The sequence below is a fragment of the Janthinobacterium paucivorans genome (assembly GCF_051380805.1).
GTDB lineage: Bacteria > Pseudomonadota > Gammaproteobacteria > Burkholderiales > Burkholderiaceae_D > Janthinobacterium > Janthinobacterium lividum_D.
On the sequence record NZ_JBNYXR010000016.1, the window covers coordinates 24805 to 43027 of the forward strand.

Here is an 18223-nt window from a genome sequence, read left to right on the forward strand (position 1 = left end):
ATGCCGGCCGGGGTTTTCAGCACCTCAGTGGCACCTGAGTGGCACATGAGCAGCGCGCTCAGAACTTCATTTCCAGGGTCGCACGCGCCTGCGGCGAGCTGGGCGACATACTGTTGCGCGCTATCGTGCCGCTGGCGTCGGTATAGATGGTGTCGCTTTCAAAGTCTTGCGCCAGCAAGTTCGATATCGCCAGGCGCAGCTGATTCTTCGCATCGAACTTCCACAAGGCATAGAGGTCGAGGTCGCGCCGCGGCGACGTGTAGGCGCTTTGGCGCTCGGTGACGCGCACGGGGCCGCCGTTGCGGAAGTTAAAACTGCCGCCCGTCGTCAGCACGCCGTCCGGGGTCTTGTAATCGAGGCCAAAGTTGCCGCTGACCGGGGTTTGCTGGTCGAGCCGGTTATTGGGCCCCGGCACCTGCTCCACCTGCGACCAATTGCGGCTGATGCTGGCGCGCAAGTCGATGGCTGGCACGGGCGCAGCCAAGACGGCGCGCAGCGGGAACTTCGCTTCCAGTTCCAGTGTCTGCGTATTGGCACGGCCATCGTTGACGGGCTTGGACACCCAGCGCTCATTGATGAACAGCAAGCCCTGGCGCGTGTAGCCGTCGATACGGCGGGCCGACGCGCGCGCACTGAGCAAAGCACCTTCGGCCCAATAGTGTTCGTACGAAGCATCGATGCCCAGCGCCAGCTCCGGCTTCAGGTAGGCATTACCTTCGCGGTCAGGATCGGTCTGGCTATTATTGGTCGAGGTATTGCGGCGCGGAATCAAGCTCGACGTGGGCTGCGCCTTGTAGGTGCGCGTCAAGGCCAGGCGTATCTGATCACCTTTGGTATCAGGCAACTTCCACAGGGTTTGCAGCAGCGGGCTCCACACGCTGCTGCGCTGCTGCACTGCAGCGTAGGTGTCGCCAGCGCTGCGCGTATCGATGCCTTCCCAGCGCACGCCCGCATACATCGACCAGCGCGGCGTGATTTCCCAGTCGTCCTGCACGAAAAGGGCCAGGCGCTGGACGGTGGCGTCGAAACCTTCGTCGCTGTTGAGGGGCGGGCGCGCGCCCAACGCGGCCAGGGCCGCTTCGCGCTGCTGGCGCGATTCCTCACGCTGCGTGTGCGCACCATCCCAGCCCATGGACAAGGCATGGCCGGGCAGCAATGGCGTGGAATACTTGCCGGTCGAACTGACGCCATTTTCCGTCGCCTTCACGCCCACCTTGCGTTCCAGGGCCAGGCCGCTGCCATCGATAAAGCCTTGCTGCAAGCTGTCGGACGTATTGCGGGCTGCCGAGGCGCCAACTTTCAGTTCCAGCCTGGCGCCGCCGGCCAGCTTGTGCATCCACGTCAGATCGCTGCGGCCGAAGGCATTGTGGTTGCTTGAACTGCCCGCGTTGCTGTCGTAATCGGGGCGCAAGCCCTGCTGCGTCTCGGCACGGCTGACATTGCGATGGTTCGAGCGCCCGCCATTGAAGAACAATTGCGCCGTCACAGTGTCGCCATTGGCCAGCACCCAGTTCAGGCGGGGCGATACATTGATGCCTTCCGGGCGACCATCGCCGGTGCCGTTGGTGCGGCGCAGCAGGTTTTGCCGGCCATCGGGCGCGTAGCCCAGTTCCAGCCCGGGATTATCATAGTGGTAATCGTAGCGGAACAGCGAGCCTGCCAGCGAATACGAGAAATTGCCGTCGCGGTCGGACAGTTGCACGTTGACGCTGGGCGAGAAGCTCACGTCGCTGCCCTGCACGCCCAGCTTGAGCTCGCGCTGCGCCGTCTTCACGGCCTTTTTCAGCACCACGTTGATGGTGCCGGCAATCGACTGCGTGCTGTACTCGGCGCTGGCCGCGTGCAAAATCTCGATGCGTTCGATGACATCGGGCGACAGGGTATCGAGCGAAAAACCGGCCGGCGCGCGTTCGCCGTTGAGCAAGATCTGCGTATAGCCGCTGCCCAGCCCGCGCATGCGGATTTCGCCCCCGCTGCGCCCTGCCGCACCGGAAACAGTAATGCCGGGCAAGCGTTTGAGCACGTCGGTGACATTGCTGTCGCCATACTTGAGGATTTCTTCGCTGCTGACAACCATCTTGCTGGCCGTATCGTCGCGGCGCGGATCATAGCCGCTGCCCTTGACTTCGACCGTCTGCATGGTAGGCGCAGCGGCCTTCTCGACCTTCTCTGCCTTCAACGGTGCGGCGGCGGCCTCGGCGCCGGCTGGCGTTTCGGATTGCTGGGCCTGGGCATGCCAGGCAAAAAAAACAGCGGAACAAATAACGGTAAGACGGAGGCAACGGCGTGGCATCATGAGCTGGCTAAAAAAGTTGGCTGAATAAATATGGCTAAAAGCGACAAAATGGACGGCTGCATTGTGCGGCAATTTTGCCCGAATGGCACAGTTTCCTGAAAATAATCCCTATAACAAATTAAATTCGGGGCAGACCGCAACGCACCGCCTGGCATACGGCGCATATCATTGCGCGCCACATCGCCGCTATAATGCGTTTTCGCCAATTCCCATCACCCCGTCAAAGGCTACCCATCGTGTCTGACCGTCTTGCCGTTTTGCCTCAGTATCTGCTGCCCAAGGGAGCGTTGACCAATTTTGCCGGCCGCATCGCCGGTGCCAAGGGCGGCGCCATGACCACGCGCCTGATCCGCTGGTTCGTCGGCCGCTACAACGTCAACATGGATGAGGCGCTGGACCCGGATATCACGCATTACGCGAGCTTCAACGACTTTTTCACACGCGCGCTGCGCCCGGACGCGCGTCCGCTGGCCAAGGCCGACTACGTCTGCCCCGTCGACGGCCGCATCAGCCAGTTCGGCCGCATCGACAAGGACCAGATCTTCCAGGCCAAGGGCCACAGCTTTAGCACCACGGCCCTGGTGGGCGGCGATGCGGCCCTGGCGGCCCAGTTCGAACACGGCAGCTTCGCCAACCTGTACCTGAGCCCGCGCGACTACCACCGCATCCACATGCCTTGCGATGGCCGCTTGACGCGCATGATCTATATTCCTGGCGAATTGTTTTCCGTCAACCCGACCACGGCGCGCGGCATTCCCGGCCTGTTTGCCCGCAACGAGCGCGTCGTCTGCGTATTCGACACGGCTAACGGCCCCTTCGTCATGACCCTGGTGGGCGCCACCATTGTCGGCAGCATGGCCACCGTCTGGCACGGCGTCGTCAACCCGCCACGCACAGGCCAGGTACGCGACTGGCGCTATGCCAACGACAATATCGTGTTGAAACAAGGCGAAGAACTGGGCCGCTTCCTGCTCGGCTCCACCGTCGTCATGCTGTTCCCGAAAGGCACACTCGATTTCAATGCCGCCTGGCAAGCGGCCGGCCCCGTGCAGCTGGGCGTCGTCATGGCTAACGTGCCCACAGCCACTTAAGGCAGCACGGCGCGCTGCTAAATAGGCGCGTCCGTTTGGTACATTTCCTGCATCAGGTCCAGAAAGGCGCGCGTCTTGGCCGGCATCAAACGCCGACCTGGAAACACGGCCCAGCCCGTGACCAGCGGGAAGCTCCATTCCGGCAGCACGCGCACCAATTCGCCCGTTGCCACATAGGCCTTGGCAAAACGGTCCGTGCTGGCCGCGATACCCACGCCAGTGCACGCCATGCGCACCAGCAATTCCGGCGAGTTTGCCAGCAGGCGCACAGGCAAGTCGCGCTCCCAGGTCATCTTGCCACGCATCAAAGTCCAGTGCACGAGGCCATGCACGGCGCGCGGCAAGCTGAGCAAGTCATGACCGTACAGGTCGTCGGGATGCTCAGGCAAACCATGCACGCTGACATATTGCGGCGAGGCATACAGGCCCAGGGTGCTGAAGGCCACGCGGCGCGCCGCCAGGCCTGCGTCGTCGGGCAAGTTGCCCATGCGGATGGCCAGGTCAAAATTTTCTTCCCGCAAATCCACACGGCGCGCCGACAAGTCCAGCTCCAAGGAAATGGCCGGGTAGCGGCGCACGAACTCGGCCAGCACCTCGCGCATCAGCGCGTCGCCAAAGTCGGCCGGCATGGAAATGCGCAGCAAGCCACTGGGCTGCGCCTGGCGGTGCTGGGCCAGCGCAGCGGCCGCCTCCGTTTCCTCGACCACCTTGCGCGCATGCTCGAGCAAGCTGGCGCCAAACTCCGTCAGCGCCAGCTTGCGCGTGGTGCGCAGCAGCAGCCGTTCGCCCAGCTTGGCTTCGAGTAGCGAAATGCGCCGCGACAAGGTCGACTTGGGCAAGTCCACGCGCCCGGCGGCGCGCGAGAAACTGCCGCATTCGATGACGCGCGCGAACAGTAGCAAATCTCCAGGATCGATATCCATATTTTTGATTGTTGCATGAGTGGATTAATGTTATCCATTTTAACGTCTTCTGCATCAATTTTGGAATTGCTATAGTTCATCCATCGCAAGACACCCTACACGGAGAAACAAGATGAACATCCTGCAAATTAATTCCAGCGCCCGCAGCACCGGTTCCGCCTCGACCCGTTTGGCTGACGCCATCGTTGCCCGCGTGCAAACCAGCCACCCTGACGCCAGCCTGATACGCCGCGACCTCGCTGCCGCACCGCATCCCGTGCTCGACGAAGCGACCCTGCAAGCACTGTTCACGCCAGCCGACCAGCGCACGGGAAGCCAAGCGGCCCGTATCGCCCTGGACGACGCACTCATTGCGCAAGTGCAAGCAGCCGATGTGATCGTGATTGGCGCGCCGATGTACAACTTCGGCATCACCGTGCAACTGAAAAGCTGGTTCGACGCGATTGCCCGCGCCAACGTCACTTTCAAGTACACGGAAAACGGTCCCGTGGGCCTGCTGACGGGCAAGAAAGTCTATGTGGGCCTGTCCCGCGGCGGTCTGCACCGCGATAGCGCGCACGACAGCCAGGTGCCTTACCTCAATACCATGTTCGGCTTTTTGGGCATGAGCGACGTGCACTACGTGTATGCGGAAGGCATGGGCATGGGCCCGGAAGCGGTGGCCAAGGCGCAGGCGCAAGCCGATGCCGAGATCAACGCGATTTTGGTGTAAACGCTGACTGCCGCAACTAGGGGGCAGACGGAGACGCCGAGTTCCGGCGGGTCTGCCCCCAAACAGGAGAACACAATGCGCGATAGCACCACCGTCAACAAGCCACGCGGCGTCGAGCGCGTGATCGCCGGCCAGGCTGTCATGGATGGCGCCGGCGTGAAGATCAACCGCGTGCTGACGCAGCAGCTGCAGCGCCGCCTCGACCCGTTCTTGATGCTAGACAATTTCGCCAGCGACCAGCCAAACGACTATATCGCCGGCTTCCCCGAGCATCCGCACCGCGGTTTCGAGACGGTCTCTTACATGATTCAGGGGCGCATGCGCCACAAGGATAGCGCCGGCAACGAAGGCTTGTTGAACTCGGGCGGCATGCAATGGATGACGGCCGGCAGCGGCGTGATCCACTCGGAAATGCCGGAACAGGAAGAAGGCGTGATGGAAGGCTTTCAGCTATGGCTGAATCTGCCAGCGCGCGACAAGATGCGCACGCCGTGGTACCGCGATTTCAGCAGCAGCGACATCCCCCGCTACAGCACGCAGGCGGGCGTGGCCGTGCAAGTGATCGCCGGTACCAGCCATGGCGTGGCGGGCGCCGTGCAGCGCGAACTGACGCAGCCACTGTACCTGGACATCGACTTGCCGGCCGGTAGCAGCTTCGAGCAGCCATTGCCAGACGGCCATAATGCCTTCCTGTACACCTTCCGTGGCGAGGTACAGGTCGATGGCAAGGCCGTGCCCGCGCTGCGCATGGCGATCTTTGCCAACCCGCCGGGCAGCGACGGCGTGCGCATCGAAGCACCCGAAGGCGGCCGCGTCATCCTCGTCGCCGGCCAGCCCTTGAACGAGTCCATCGCGCAATACGGCCCGTTTGTCATGAATACCCAGGCGCAAGTAGTGCAGGCCGTGCAGGACTTCCGCGAAGGCAAGTTTGGCGAGACGGCCGCGCAGTAAGCTGGTCTGCCATATCAAACACCTGCAGTGCTGGCGCCCCTGCAGGTTTTTTTACGTGCCGACTATCTTGCTGCTTTTCAATTACACTGACTGCCATCTGATTCAACAAGGCATGCCATGCAGCCGACGCACAGCGACCACGACGCCACCCATCTGCACGCCCACCTGAAGGGTGACGCCCAGCATACCCATTCGTTCGAGGGGCGCAGCCAGAACATCCTGGCGTGGGCGCTGGCACTGACGCTATCGTTTGCCGGCATCGAGGTAGCCGCTGGTTTCCTGTCCAATTCGCTGGCCTTAATTTCCGACGCGGGCCACATGGTCACGGACGCCGCAGCGCTGGGCCTGGCCCTGCTGGCGCAATTGATCGCGCGCCGCCCGCCTTCAGCGCGCCACTCGTTCGGCTTTGGCCGCGCCGAAGCGCTCGCTGCCTTCGTCAATGGCTTGGCCATGCTGTGCGTGGTGGGGTCGATCTGCTATGAAGCCGTGCTGCGTTTTTCCGCCCCGCAAGCGGTCAAGGGGGGCATGGTTGTCATCGTCGCCTTCATCGGCCTGGCGATCAACGTGGTGGTGGCATGGGTATTGTCGAAAGACAAGCAAAGCGTCAACACACGCGCCGCCCTGGTGCACGTGATGGGCGATTTGCTCGGCTCGGTCGCCGCCATCGTCGCCGGCGCCGTGATTTACTTCACGGGCTGGATGCAGATCGACCCGCTGCTGTCGGTGCTGGTGTCTCTGTTGATCCTGAAATCGACCTTCGGCGTACTGCGCGAGTCGTACCACTTCCTGATGGAAGGCGTCCCCCTGCATATCGACTACATCGCCGTGGGCACGGACGTGGAGCAAGTAAACGGCGTGATTGCCGTGCACGATTTACATGTATGGGACATGTCGCCGGGCCAACCGGCCCTGATCGGCCATGTGGAAATCGAGCACCTCGACCATTGGCCCAAGGTCTTGCGCGCGATCAAGAAGATGCTGTTGGACAAGCATGGGATTGATCATATTACGCTGCAGCCGGAGACGGCCACGATGGCGGGGCTGCATGCAGGTGACAAGACGCATTAATTTTACCCAACGGCAAATACCGGGGTCAGACCCTCAGGGTCTGACCCCAGCCTCTGCTCTTGGGGTTCAACAAAACTAACTGCGCCTTGCCTCCAGGACACCACTGACGTCTTTGATCACATTAAGCGCCTTCAACAACTGCGCCGTCGAGCTGATCTCGGCCGTAAACGTCATGCGCGCCTGGCCCTTGGCGCTTTGGGTGTTGACGCCGATCACGTTGATCTTTTCGCGCGAAAATATTTCGGATATATCGCGCAGCAAGCCCTGGCGGTCGCCAGCCAAGATGAACACATCGACCGGATACACGGTGTCGTGCACGCCGGTGCTGCCCCACTCGGTGAAAATCACGCGTTCAGGCGACTTGGCGCGCATTTCCTCGAAGTTCTTGCAGGTGGCGCGGTGGATAGAGACGCCCTTGCCGCGCGTGACGAAGCCGACGATGCTGTCCGGCGGTGCCGGCTTGCAGCACTTGGCCAGCACCGTCATGAGGCCTTCCGTGCCCACGACCAGCACACCGGACTTGGCGCCCTGCTCCACGCTGGAGGCGCGACTCTTGCCCACCAACACGGCGTCTTCCGGCACCACCACTTCACCATTATCGTGCAACGCCTGCTCCACGTGGCGCAGGCTGAATTCATCCTTGCCCACCGACAGGAACAGCTCGTCGACTTTCGCAAAGCCCAGCTTTTGCGCCAGCGCTTCCAGATTGACGGCCGTCTTGCCTTCGCGCTGCAAGGATTTCTCCACCAGCGCGCGGCCGTGGGCCAGGGTTTCCTGCATGTCGATGGCGTGGAACCAGGCGCGAATCTTGGAGCGCGTGCGGGTACTGGCGGCGTAGCCGGTACCGAGCCAGTCGCGCGACGGCCCGGCCGTGCCTGGCGCGCCCTTGGCCGTGATGATTTCACAGGTCTGGCCATTCTTTAATGGCGTATTCAGGGGCACCATGATGCCGTCGAGCTTGGCACCGCGGCAGCGGTGGCCCACGTCCGTATGTAAGTGATACGCAAAGTCGACGGGCGTGGCGCCGACCGGCAATTCGAGCACCCGCGCTTGCGGCGTCATGACGAAAATGCGGTCGTCCAGGGTGGCCGATTTGAGCTTTTCCACCCATTCGCGCTGGATCTCTTCCTGGCCTACGACAGCGTCAGCTACTTCTGTCTTCCAGGCCAGCAATTGACGCAGCCAGGCAATCTTTTCGTCGTATTTCTGGCCAGCAAAGTTCGAGCCGCCCTCTTCCTTGTAGCGCCAGTGCGCGGCCACGCCGTATTCGGCAAAGCTGTGCATTTCATTGGTGCGGATTTGCACTTCCAGCGGACGACCATCCTCGGCCGTCACTACCGTGTGCAACGACTGATAGCCGTTCGCTTTCGGGCGCGAAATATAATCGTCGAATTCTTTCGGGATGGGGGTCCAGACATTGTGCACCACGCCCAGCACCGTATAGCAAGTTTTCACGTCGGCGACGATAACGCGGAAGGCGCGTACATCGTACAGGGCCGTGAAATCGAGCTCCTTGCCGCGCATCTTGTTCCAGATGCTGTAAATGTGTTTCGGGCGGCCAAATACTTCCGCTTCGATACCGGCCGAAGCCAGTTCGGTCTGCAAGCGCAAAATCGCCGAGGACACAAAGCCCTCGCGCATCATGCGCTTTTCTTCGAGCATCTTGGCGATGCGTTTATACGCTTCCGGCTCGATGAAGCGGAACGACAAGTCTTCAAGTTCCCACTTCAGCTGCCAGATGCCGAGGCGGTTGGCCAGCGGCGCGTAGAGGTCCAGCGTTTCCTTGCCGTATTCACGCGTCATGTCGTTGAACAGCTTTATTTCGGCGAAATAGCGCAAAGTCGTGACGCAGGCGGCCAGGCGCACCAGCACGACGCGCATGTCGGAAGCCATCGCCAGCAACATCTTGCGCAAGGTTTCCACCTGGGCCACGGCTTGCTGTGCCGCATTCTTGCCGCGCCCCGCAGCGCTGCCGTGCTGTGCCTGGGTCAGCGCGCGCAGGCGTATCAGCTGGCGTACGCCTGTCGCCAGGTCGCACACCTGCTTGCCGAAGCGTGGCTCGATATCGGCCGCCGTATCCGGGTCCAGCATGGTCAGCTCGAACATCAGGCCGGCGATGCGCGTTTCTGCATCGCTGCGCAAGAAGGCCAGCGTGGTGGCCACGCCGATGGCAAACTCCAGCGCAGAACAGCCGGCAAAGGTCTGCTTGTCGCCATACGCTTCGGTGGCATACGCGAGCGCGTCGAGCACGCGCGCGCTGTCCGGCGCACTCAAGCCCTCTACCAATTGTTCCGATGTGGCGCTATTCGGGGCCGAGATGGAAACCATGTAATGCCTTATGAACTTAAAAACTTAAAAACCAAATAACTTAACGTTCTGCGGCGATGATGACAATTTCTACCAGGCAGGCCGGATTGGCCAGCTTCGCCTCTACGGTGGCGCGCGGCGGCGTGTGGCCGGAAGCTACCCAGTCATCCCACACCTCATTCATGCCATCGAAGTCCTTCATGTCGGCAATATAGATCTGGCACGACAGAATGCAGGTCTTGTCGCTGCCCGCTTCCATCAGCAGGCGATCGACGTGGCCGAGCACTTCGCGCGTCTGGCCGACGATGTCTTGCGTCGTGTCTTCGGCAATCTGGCCGGCCAGGTAGATGGTGTTGTTGTGTACCGCTACTTCGGAAAGGCGTTTGCCTACGTGCAGTCGTGTAATTTGCATGCTTCTTCTTTCGCTTGTTTCAAAATCTGTACAGCCTTATGGCTTCATTTATCTCTGACTACTTACCCAGCAAAAACTTGCGCGCGATGGCGATCTGCGCGCCGTGGACAAAAGTAGGCGCATGTCCGACACCTTCGATCTCGACCAGCTGCGCCTTTGGGCCGCGGCCCAGCATACTGTGCGCCGTTGCGCGCGACAGCAAATCCGATTCCGACCCGCGCACCAGCAAGGTGGGGCAGCGCACGGCATCGTAGGCGGCCCACAGCATGGCTTCGTCGCTGGCCGCCGATTCTGGCGTGGCCGAGCGGAACGGCATTGCCAGGCCCATATCATAGTGGCGGCGCCAATGGCCATCCTCATCCTGGCGCAACACATCGGCTGCCAGTTTATGCCACTGCGCGTCTGTATGCGGGCCGAAGCTGGCGGACACGTCGCGCACAAACTTGGCGCCCTGCTCGAAGGTTTCAAAACGCAAGTCCTGGCCGATGTAGTCGCCGATGCGCTGCAAGGCTTCCGGCGCCAGGGTCGGGCCAATATCGTTCAGTACCAGCTTGCTGATCGGACTGTTAGTCAACGATGCCAGGCCCAGGCCGATCAAGCCGCCCATGGACGTGCCGAACCAGTCCACCGTCTGGCGCTCGCCACACGCCAGCACACGCGCCAGCAGGGTCACCATATCGCTCACATATTGCGGCACGCGGTAGAACTGCGGGTTGGCCAGCCAGCCCGAGCGGCCGCGCCCTACCACGTCGGGGCAGATGACGCGGTAATCGCTGGCCATGGCGCGCGCCAGATCGTCGAAGTCGTCTGCCACGCGCGTCACGCCATGGGCGCAGACGAGCACGTTCGGATTGTCGGGCGCGCCCCACTCCTTGTAGGACATGGTATGCAAGCCTGCAGGGGAAATGCACTGGACGGATTTGATGCTCGCTTGAATCATGACAATTCCTTATTTGATGTAAAAAGAGCACCGCTTCCTGCCTGCCATGGGGTCTCTCGCGCGCGGGCGCTACGGCAGTGTAGCGCAGCACGGGCAATGCTCCAAGCGCACGCCTGAAATGCTGCGCCGCAGCACAGCACTGGCACCTTCGCCATGGAGCAATACCCGATATAGCGAAAATGCATATCTGCGGTTATCCACAATTGAGCCGGCCCGGCAATGCGTGGATGATCGCAGCATTAACGCGCAAGAGGAGACAACTCGTGAAAAAACCATTCTATAAAATCCTGTATGTACAGGTGCTGTTCGCCATCGTGGCGGGCGTGCTGCTGGGGGTGTTCTACCCATCCAACGCGGTCGACATGAAACCGCTGGGTGACGGCTTTATCAAACTGATCAAGATGATCATCGCCCCGGTGATCTTCTGTACCGTGGTCTCCGGCATTGCTGGTATGCAAGATGTCAAGAAAATCGGCCGCGTGGGTGGCAAGGCGCTGCTGTACTTTGAAGTGGTTTCTACCTTCGCACTGGCCATCGGCTTGGTCGTTGCCAACATCCTGAAACCGGGCGCCGGCTTCAACGCCGATCCCGCCCACCTGGACGCCAAGTCGATCGCGCAATACACGCACGCCGAAGGCATGACGACGACCGACTTCCTGATGAACATCATCCCGAAGACCTTCGTTGACGCCTTCGCCAAGGGCGACATTCTGCAAGTGCTCCTGATCGCCATTCTGTTCGGCTTCTCGCTGTCCCTGCTGGGCGAGCGCGGCCGTCCCGTCACCAAGCTGATCGACGAGCTGTCGCATGCCATCTTCGGCATGGTCAACATCATCATGAAAGTCGCTCCCGTTGGTGCATTTGGCGCGATGGCCTTCACGATCGGCAAATACGGCCTGGCCTCGCTGATTCCACTGGCTAAACTGATGGGTTCGTTCTACCTGACCTGCTTCCTGTTCGTCTTCGTCGTGCTGGGCCTGATCGCCAAGTACACCGGTTTCTCGATCGGCCGCTTCTTGTTGTACATCAAGGAAGAACTGCTGATCGTGCTGGGCACGAGCTCGTCGGAATCGGCCCTGCCGGCGCTGATGAAAAAACTCGAACGCCTGGGCTGCTCGAAACCGGTGGTCGGCCTGGTCGTGCCTACCGGCTACTCGTTCAACCTGGACGGCACCAACATCTACATGACCATGGCGGCCCTGTTCGTGGCACAAGCGACCAACACGGAACTGACCATTTGGCAGGAACTGACCATCCTGGGCGTGGCGATGCTGACCTCGAAAGGCGCTTCCGGCATCACCGGCGCCGGCTTCATTACCCTCGCTGCCACCCTGGCCGTGGTACCGACGATTCCCGTGGCCGGCATGGCGCTGATCCTCGGCATCGACCGCTTCATGAGTGAATGCCGCGCGCTGACCAACTTCGTCGGCAACGGCGTGGCCACCATCGTCGTGTCGAAATGGGAAAAGGAACTGGACATGGACAAGCTGCACAGCGAGCTGGCCAATCCAACCCATCCGGCCGACGACGCCTATGTTGCACCAAGCGTAAATATCGTCAAGTAAGCAGCACTCTCCAAGCAATGGAATCAAAAGCCCCGCAGAGCAATCTGCGGGGCTTTTTCATTGGGTGCGAGTTTTATTGCATCATCAACCAAGAGTAAATTATGCATCAATATTTACCATGATGATCAATGAATAAAAAACCATTACAGTACTGTCACCTGTTCGCCGCCAGGCTATCGCAGCATGCAATTGCGTGTCTGCGAGGCCGGCACCACCACCATCGTTTTTTTACATGGAGTCCGTCATGTCCGTCTCACCCGCCTTCTACGCCACCTGGAGCCCACGCCTGCTGGGCCTGCTGCGCATCATCCTCGGTTTTCTTTTTTTGCAACACGGTACTGCCAAGCTGTTCGGTGCACCGCATGTGGCCATGTTTGACGGTTTGCAACTGCTGTCCGTGATGGGCGCGGCCGGCGTCATCGAACTGGCAGGCGGCAGCTTGCTGCTGCTCGGCCTGTTCACGCGCCCCGTCGCCTTTATCCTGTCGGGCCAGATGGCGGCCGCCTACTTCATGGCGCACGCACCCAACGGTTTCCTGCCCATCCTGAACGGTGGCGAACTGGCCGTGATGTACTGCTTTAGCTTCCTGTATTACGCGGCAGCGGGCGCCGGCGCCTACAGCCTGGACGACTTGCGCGGCAAGGCTGGCGCCTAAAAAAAAGGCGGACATCGCTGTCCGCCCTGCTCCATCACGACGCGTCGCTGACATTGCGCCGCTGCTATTTCACTTAAACGGCGGAAACGTCGAGTTCTGCGCCCGTAGCCGCCTGCACTTGTTCCTTGGTAACGCCCGGCGCCAGTTCCACCAGCTTCAAGCCGTTTTCCGTCACATCGATGACGCCCAGGTCGCTGATGATGACGTCAACCACGCCCACGCCCGTCAGCGGCAAGTCGCAGCGCTTGAGCAGCTTGTGCGACGTCGTGCCATCCTTGGCCGTAGCCACGTGTTCCATCAGTACCACCACGCGCTTGACGCCGGCGACCAGGTCCATGGCGCCGCCCATGCCCTTGACCATCTTGCCTGGAATCATCCAGTTCGCCAGGTCGCCCTTTTCCGACACTTGCATGGCGCCCAGGATGGCCAAGTTGATCTTGCCGCCACGGATCATGCCAAACGAGTCAGCGGAGCTGAAGTAGGCGGCACCGGGCAAGGCCGTCACCGTCTGCTTGCCCGCGTTGATCAGGTCGGCATCGACTTGCGCATCGGTGGGAAACGGGCCGATGCCCAGCAAACCGTTTTCCGACTGCAGGAATACTTCGATATTGTCCGGCACATAGTTCGCTACCAGGGTCGGCAAGCCGATGCCCAGGTTCACATAAAAGCCATCCTGCAATTCCTTGGCCGCGCGTGCGGCCATTTGATCTCTCGTCCAAGCCATCATCATCTCCCTCAATTTTCGTCGAACGCCTGTCCAAACCTCGCTTGGCGCGCTTTGCGGCCTGCGATGCTCACCGTACTAAAGTACGGTTGCGCTTCTTAGCCACAAATCACTGCCGCTCGCTACGGTTTTGCCATGCGTAAATCTTCTATTTATTAGTCGGTGCGCACGGTGCGCTGCTCGATGCGTTTTTCCGGGTTCGCGTTGACCACGATGCGGTGCACGAAAATGCTCGGCGTATGCACCTGGTCCGGATCGATCTCGCCCACTTCGACCAGTTTTTCCACTTCAACGACGGTGATCTTGCCGGCCATGGCCACGTTCGGGTTGAAATTGCGCGCCGTCTTGCGGTACACCAAATTACCTGCGCGGTCAGCCATATAGGCCTTCACCAGCGACACATCGGCCACCAGGCTGCGCTCCATCACATACTGTTCGCCGTCGAATTCGCGCAGCTCCTTGCCGTCGGCAACAATGGTACCCACGCCCGTCTTGGTGAAAAAGGCAGGGATACCCGCACCGCCGGCGCGCAGTTTTTCCGCCAGCGTGCCTTGCGGCGTAAATTCCAGCTCCAGTTCGCCGGCCAGGTACTGGCGCGCGAATTCCTTGTTTTCGCCCACATAGGAGGCGATCATTTTCTTGATCTGGCGCGTGGTGAGCAGCTGGCCCAGGCCGAAACCGTCCACGCCAGCGTTATTGGAAATGGCGGTCAGTCCCGTCACGCCCGAATCGCGCAAGGCGCCAATCAGGGCTTCGGGAATGCCGCACAGGCCGAAGCCGCCGACGGCGATGGTCTGGCCATCTTGGACGATACCGGCCAACGCCGAGGCGGCGTCAGGATAAACTTTATTCATGAGTGTCCCTCTATCTTTTGTTAAGCTTAGGTCTTGAGTCCATGGTTGAGTGCATGATTGCGTCCATGACTCAGGCAGCGCCCCAGCATAAAATACGCGGGTGGAAAGTACAATACCGTAGAACTACCGGCGCCGTGCCAGCCATCCCCTTGTGAGAGTGATACGTATCAGATGAACGCCGCGTCAGCCATCGATTATGAAAGCATCTTCCTGCACGCGCCCGTGGGCATGTGCATGTCGGAAAACCGCATCATGCGCAGCTGCAACGAAGCGCTGGCGGCCATGTTCGGCTATGCGCGCGCCCGGCTCGACGACCAGTCGTTCGAAGTACTCTACCCCACGCACGCCGAATTCCTGCGCACGGGTGAGCGCATCATCCCCATCATGAATGCCAGGGGCCGCTATTCGGACGAGCGCATTATGCGCCGCAGCAATGGGGAATTGTTCTGGTGCCACGTCACGGGCCACGCCATGCTGCCGAACGCACCGCTGGGAGCAGGCATCTGGACGTTCGAAGATGTCAGCGAGAAACGTCCCGTGACGGCGGAACTGACGCCGCGCGAACGCGAGATCGCCGCCCTGCTGGTGGAAGGCAAGACCAGCAAGGTGATCGCCCGCCAGATCGACCTCAGCCCGCGCACGGTGGAAATGCACCGTGCCAAGCTGATGCGTAAATTCGCTGCCGCGACCTCGTCGGAGCTGGTGCACAAGCTGGTGGGACTGCAACTGCAGCGCTAGGACTGCAGCCAGGCTTACTTATCGTTTAACACCGGATAAAACCGTCGCGAGCGGCAGCTATTTGTGGCTGAGAAGCGCAACCGTGCTCTAGCACGGTGAGCATCGCAGGCCGCAAAGCGCGACGCGCAGCAGGTTTTATGGCGTTAAAACGTGCTCATGCCGCCATCGGCAGAGATAATCGCGCCGTTAATAAAGTGCGAATCCTCACCCGCCAGCAACAGCAGCAAGCCGTCCAGGTCTTCCGGCTTGCCCGGGCGTTTATTGGGCAGCATTTCGATCAGCTTCTTGCCCTGCTCGGTGGCGAAATAATCTTCGTTGATTTCCGTGGAAATGTAGCCTGGGCAAATGGCGTTGGTGTTGATGCCATACTTGCCCCATTCCACGGCCATGGCGCGCGTCATGTGCACCATGCCCGCCTTGCTCATGCAATACACGCCGATCTGCGGCAGCACCTGCAAGCCCGCCATCGAGGCGATATTGATGATGCGGTGCTGTTTCTTCGGGTCGCCCTTGGCGCGCGCGATCATGCGCTTGGCCGTTTGCTGGGCCACGAAGAAGGAGCCGCGCAGGTTGGTGTCCATGACGAACGCGTAATCTTCTGGCGTGACATCGACCAGGCGTTGCGTGGTGGAGACACCGGAATTGTTGACGAGGATATCGATGGGACCCGCTTCTGTTTCCGCATGCGCGATGGCCGACTTGATGCTGGCAAAGTCGGTCACGTCGAGCGACACCACGTGCGCGGCACCGCCATCGGCTTCGATTTCGGCGCGCAACTCTTTCAGGCGTTCGGTGCGCCGCGAGGCCAGCACGACTTGCGCGCCCGCCTGGGCCAGCACTTTTGCAAAACGCGCGCCGAGGCCGCTCGATGCGCCGGTAATCAGGGCAATCTTGCCCTCGAAATTGACTTCTATGCCCACGAGCTACTCCTGTTTTATTTTAGATAACATTTTACCGCACGCCATCGCGGCAGGGGGCAAAATACCCCGCGCCACACTTGAGCAAAGGTAAGCGGTATCATTACACAAAATGGCTCGATTTAGATTGCGGCAAGGGGCAATGTCACGCAAAATGGCGCCAAAGTTGCAATCCTCGACAAAAACAAGCACACTCGTGCTTAAATTTATACGAAGATTCCTCACCCACCCATTTAGTGACCAACAATCGAGACCATGACACAGCCTAATAACTTAGTTGAACAGTACGGACCGCGCGACACCATGGAGTATGACGTGGTGATCGTCGGCGGTGGCCCCGCAGGCTTGGCGGCGGCAATCCGCCTGAAGCAGCTGGCCTTAGAGAAGAGCCAGGAAGTGTCGGTCTGCGTGCTGGAAAAAGGCGGCGAACTCGGTGCGCACATCCTGTCGGGCGCCATCATGGACCCGAAAGCTTTGACGGAACTGATACCGAACTGGAAAGAACTGGGCGCGCCCCTGAACACGCCAGTGACAGAAGACCGCATCTTGCTGCTGACGGAAACCAAGGCCTACAAGACACCAAACTTCGCCGTGCCGGCCTGCTTTGAAAACCACGGCAATTACATCGTCTCGCTCGGCAATGTGGTGCGCTGGATGGGTCAGCAGGCGGAAAGCCTGGGCGTGGAAATCTTCCCCGGCTTCTCTGCCGCGGAAATTCTGTACAACGACGACGGCTCAGTCAAAGGCGTGGCAACCGGCAACATGGGTGTCAAGCGCGACGGCGAGCCAGGTCCCGACTTCCAACTGGGCATGGAATTGCACGCCAAGTACACCTTGTTCGCCGAAGGCGCGCGCGGCCACCTGGGCAAGCAACTGATGGCCAAGTATGACTTGAACGCCGGCAAAGACCCCCAATCGTACGGCATCGGCATCAAGGAATTGTGGGAAATCGACCCGGCGCAGCACAAGCCGGGCCTGGTGATCCACTCGACGGGTTGGCCCCTCGATTCGAAGACCTATGGCGGCTCCTTCCTGTACCACATGGAAAACAACCAGGTCATGGTCGGCTATGTGGTGGGCCTGGCCTACGAAAACCCGTATTTGTCGCCGTACGAGGAATTCCAGCGCTATAAAACGCATCCGGAAATCCGCAAGTTTTTCGAAGGCGGCAAACGCATTTCCTACGGCGCGCGCGCGATCACCGCCGGCGGCCTGCAATCGCTGCCCAAGCTGGTGTTTGCCGGCGGTGCGCTGATCGGCTGCGATGCGGGCTTTTTGAACATGAGCCGCATCAAGGGCAGCCACGCAGCGATCAAGAGCGGCATGCTGGCAGCCGAGGCAGCCTACGGCGCGCTGGGCGAACAGCGCCAGCACGACGAACTGTCCAGCTACCCCGTTGCTTTTGAACAATCCTGGCTACATGAAGAGCTGCACGTGGCGCGCAACGTCAAGCCTTGGCTGTCGAAGGGCCTGTACCTGGGCAGCCTGATGACGGGGATCGACCAGATCGTCTTCCGCGGCAAGGCGCCATGGACGCTGCACCATACGCATGGCGACCATGAATGCCTGAAACCGGCGGCGCAGTCGAAAAAGATCGTGTATCCAAAACCTGATGGCAAGCTGACGTTCGACAGACTGTCCTCGGTCTTCATCTCGAACACGAATCACGCGGAAGACCAGCCAATCCACCTGACGTTGAAAAACGCCAGCGTGCCGGTCGACGTCAACCTGGCCATGTATGACGGTCCGGAAGCGCGTTACTGTCCCGCCGGCGTGTACGAATACGTGAAAAACGACGCCGGCGCCGAACGCCTGCAGATCAATGCGCAGAACTGCGTGCACTGCAAGACCTGCGACATCAAGGACCCGACGCAAAATATCGTGTGGGTGACGCCAGAAGGCGGCGGCGGCCCGAATTATCCGAATATGTAAGCCACTCATTGCTGGCAAGCCGCGATGTACAATGGCGTGGACGTCGCAAGACGTCCACGCCATTTTTTTCAAATTGAACTTTCTGAAGAAGAAGTTTCTATAAAGCACTTCCAACCGTTACAATCGACAGTGGCATAC

16 protein-coding genes are annotated in these 18223 nt (G+C 60.4%); 8 read left to right on the top strand and 8 right to left on the bottom strand.

What is annotated here, in order from left to right; all coding sequences use genetic code 11:
* Positions 1-58: 58 nt before the first annotated feature.
* On the bottom strand, positions 59-2296 hold the full coding sequence (locus ACQ4V8_RS17800) for a TonB-dependent receptor plug domain-containing protein (RefSeq protein ID WP_261981139.1): 2238 nt from the start codon (positions 2294-2296) through the stop codon (positions 59-61).
* 236 nt (positions 2297-2532) lie between these two features.
* On the opposite strand from ACQ4V8_RS17800, the gene asd reads away from it, so the two are divergent.
* Entirely contained in the window at positions 2533-3387 is an 855-nt protein-coding gene (gene asd, locus ACQ4V8_RS17805; RefSeq protein WP_043461434.1) for an archaetidylserine decarboxylase, read from the top strand.
* A gap of 17 nt (positions 3388-3404) precedes the next feature.
* On the opposite strand, the gene ACQ4V8_RS17810 is transcribed toward asd, so the two are convergent.
* Positions 3405-4310 carry a LysR family transcriptional regulator gene (locus ACQ4V8_RS17810; protein WP_010397541.1) on the bottom strand — a complete coding sequence of 302 codons (906 nt, stop codon included), beginning with the start codon at positions 4308-4310 and terminating at the stop codon, positions 3405-3407.
* 112 nt (positions 4311-4422) lie between these two features.
* Between ACQ4V8_RS17810 and ACQ4V8_RS17815 the strand changes: the two genes are divergently transcribed.
* The 3 genes from ACQ4V8_RS17815 (at position 4423) to ACQ4V8_RS17825 (ending at position 7041) form a co-directional block, all read left to right on the top strand.
* Positions 4423-5022: an FMN-dependent NADH-azoreductase gene (locus ACQ4V8_RS17815; protein ID WP_010397539.1), complete on the top strand. Its 600-nt coding sequence runs from the start codon at positions 4423-4425 to the stop codon at positions 5020-5022.
* Between the two features lie 75 nt (positions 5023-5097).
* Positions 5098-5973 (top strand): pirin family protein, encoded by an 876-nt coding sequence (locus ACQ4V8_RS17820; RefSeq protein WP_070347198.1) that lies wholly within the window; start codon positions 5098-5100, stop codon positions 5971-5973.
* A 117-nt stretch (positions 5974-6090) separates the two neighbouring features.
* The gene (locus tag ACQ4V8_RS17825) at positions 6091-7041 is read left to right on the top strand and encodes a cation diffusion facilitator family transporter (protein ID WP_070347197.1); all 951 of its coding nucleotides are present in this window, start codon (positions 6091-6093) and stop codon (positions 7039-7041) included.
* A 75-nt stretch (positions 7042-7116) separates the two neighbouring features.
* Here ACQ4V8_RS17825 and ACQ4V8_RS17830 read toward each other — a convergent pair whose 3' ends face one another.
* The 3 genes from ACQ4V8_RS17830 to ACQ4V8_RS17840 are packed head-to-tail and all read right to left on the bottom strand — an operon-like array spanning position 7117 to position 10700.
* A complete protein-coding gene (locus ACQ4V8_RS17830; RefSeq protein WP_010397532.1) occupies positions 7117-9369 on the bottom strand; it encodes a RelA/SpoT family protein in 2253 nt (750 codons plus the stop codon).
* Between the two features lie 40 nt (positions 9370-9409).
* Positions 9410-9760 (bottom strand): RidA family protein, encoded by a 351-nt coding sequence (locus ACQ4V8_RS17835; RefSeq protein WP_010397530.1) that lies wholly within the window; start codon positions 9758-9760, stop codon positions 9410-9412.
* Between the two features lie 58 nt (positions 9761-9818).
* Positions 9819-10700, bottom strand: a complete 882-nt coding sequence (locus tag ACQ4V8_RS17840; RefSeq protein WP_436571945.1) for an alpha/beta fold hydrolase — start codon at positions 10698-10700, stop codon at positions 9819-9821.
* Between the two features lie 227 nt (positions 10701-10927).
* Here ACQ4V8_RS17840 and ACQ4V8_RS17845 point away from each other — a divergent pair, with 227 nt between their 5' ends.
* Together ACQ4V8_RS17845 and ACQ4V8_RS17850 are read left to right on the top strand one after the other, a co-directional pair.
* Positions 10928-12265, top strand: coding sequence for a dicarboxylate/amino acid:cation symporter (locus ACQ4V8_RS17845; RefSeq protein WP_280720883.1), 1338 nt, complete (start codon positions 10928-10930; stop codon positions 12263-12265).
* Between the two features lie 244 nt (positions 12266-12509).
* Positions 12510-12920, top strand: a complete 411-nt coding sequence (locus tag ACQ4V8_RS17850) for a DoxX family protein (protein WP_010397521.1) — start codon at positions 12510-12512, stop codon at positions 12918-12920.
* A 73-nt stretch (positions 12921-12993) separates the two neighbouring features.
* Here the strand turns inward: ACQ4V8_RS17850 and ACQ4V8_RS17855 are convergent, their stop codons facing one another.
* A complete protein-coding gene (locus tag ACQ4V8_RS17855) occupies positions 12994-13644 on the bottom strand; it encodes a CoA transferase subunit B (protein ID WP_010397519.1) in 651 nt (216 codons plus the stop codon).
* 155 nt (positions 13645-13799) lie between these two features.
* Complete coding sequence (locus tag ACQ4V8_RS17860; RefSeq protein WP_010397517.1) at positions 13800-14498, bottom strand: CoA transferase subunit A; 699 nt, start codon at positions 14496-14498, stop codon at positions 13800-13802.
* A 171-nt stretch (positions 14499-14669) separates the two neighbouring features.
* Here ACQ4V8_RS17860 and ACQ4V8_RS17865 point away from each other — a divergent pair, with 171 nt between their 5' ends.
* Positions 14670-15236 carry a LuxR C-terminal-related transcriptional regulator gene (locus tag ACQ4V8_RS17865; RefSeq protein WP_010397515.1) on the top strand — a complete coding sequence of 189 codons (567 nt, stop codon included), beginning with the start codon at positions 14670-14672 and terminating at the stop codon, positions 15234-15236.
* A gap of 143 nt (positions 15237-15379) precedes the next feature.
* Here ACQ4V8_RS17865 and ACQ4V8_RS17870 read toward each other — a convergent pair whose 3' ends face one another.
* Entirely contained in the window at positions 15380-16156 is a 777-nt protein-coding gene (locus ACQ4V8_RS17870) for an SDR family oxidoreductase (RefSeq protein ID WP_010397505.1), read from the bottom strand.
* 252 nt (positions 16157-16408) lie between these two features.
* On the opposite strand from ACQ4V8_RS17870, the gene ACQ4V8_RS17875 reads away from it, so the two are divergent.
* Entirely contained in the window at positions 16409-18085 is a 1677-nt protein-coding gene (locus ACQ4V8_RS17875; protein ID WP_029496354.1) for an electron transfer flavoprotein-ubiquinone oxidoreductase, read from the top strand.
* Positions 18086-18223: the final 138 nt, after the last annotated feature.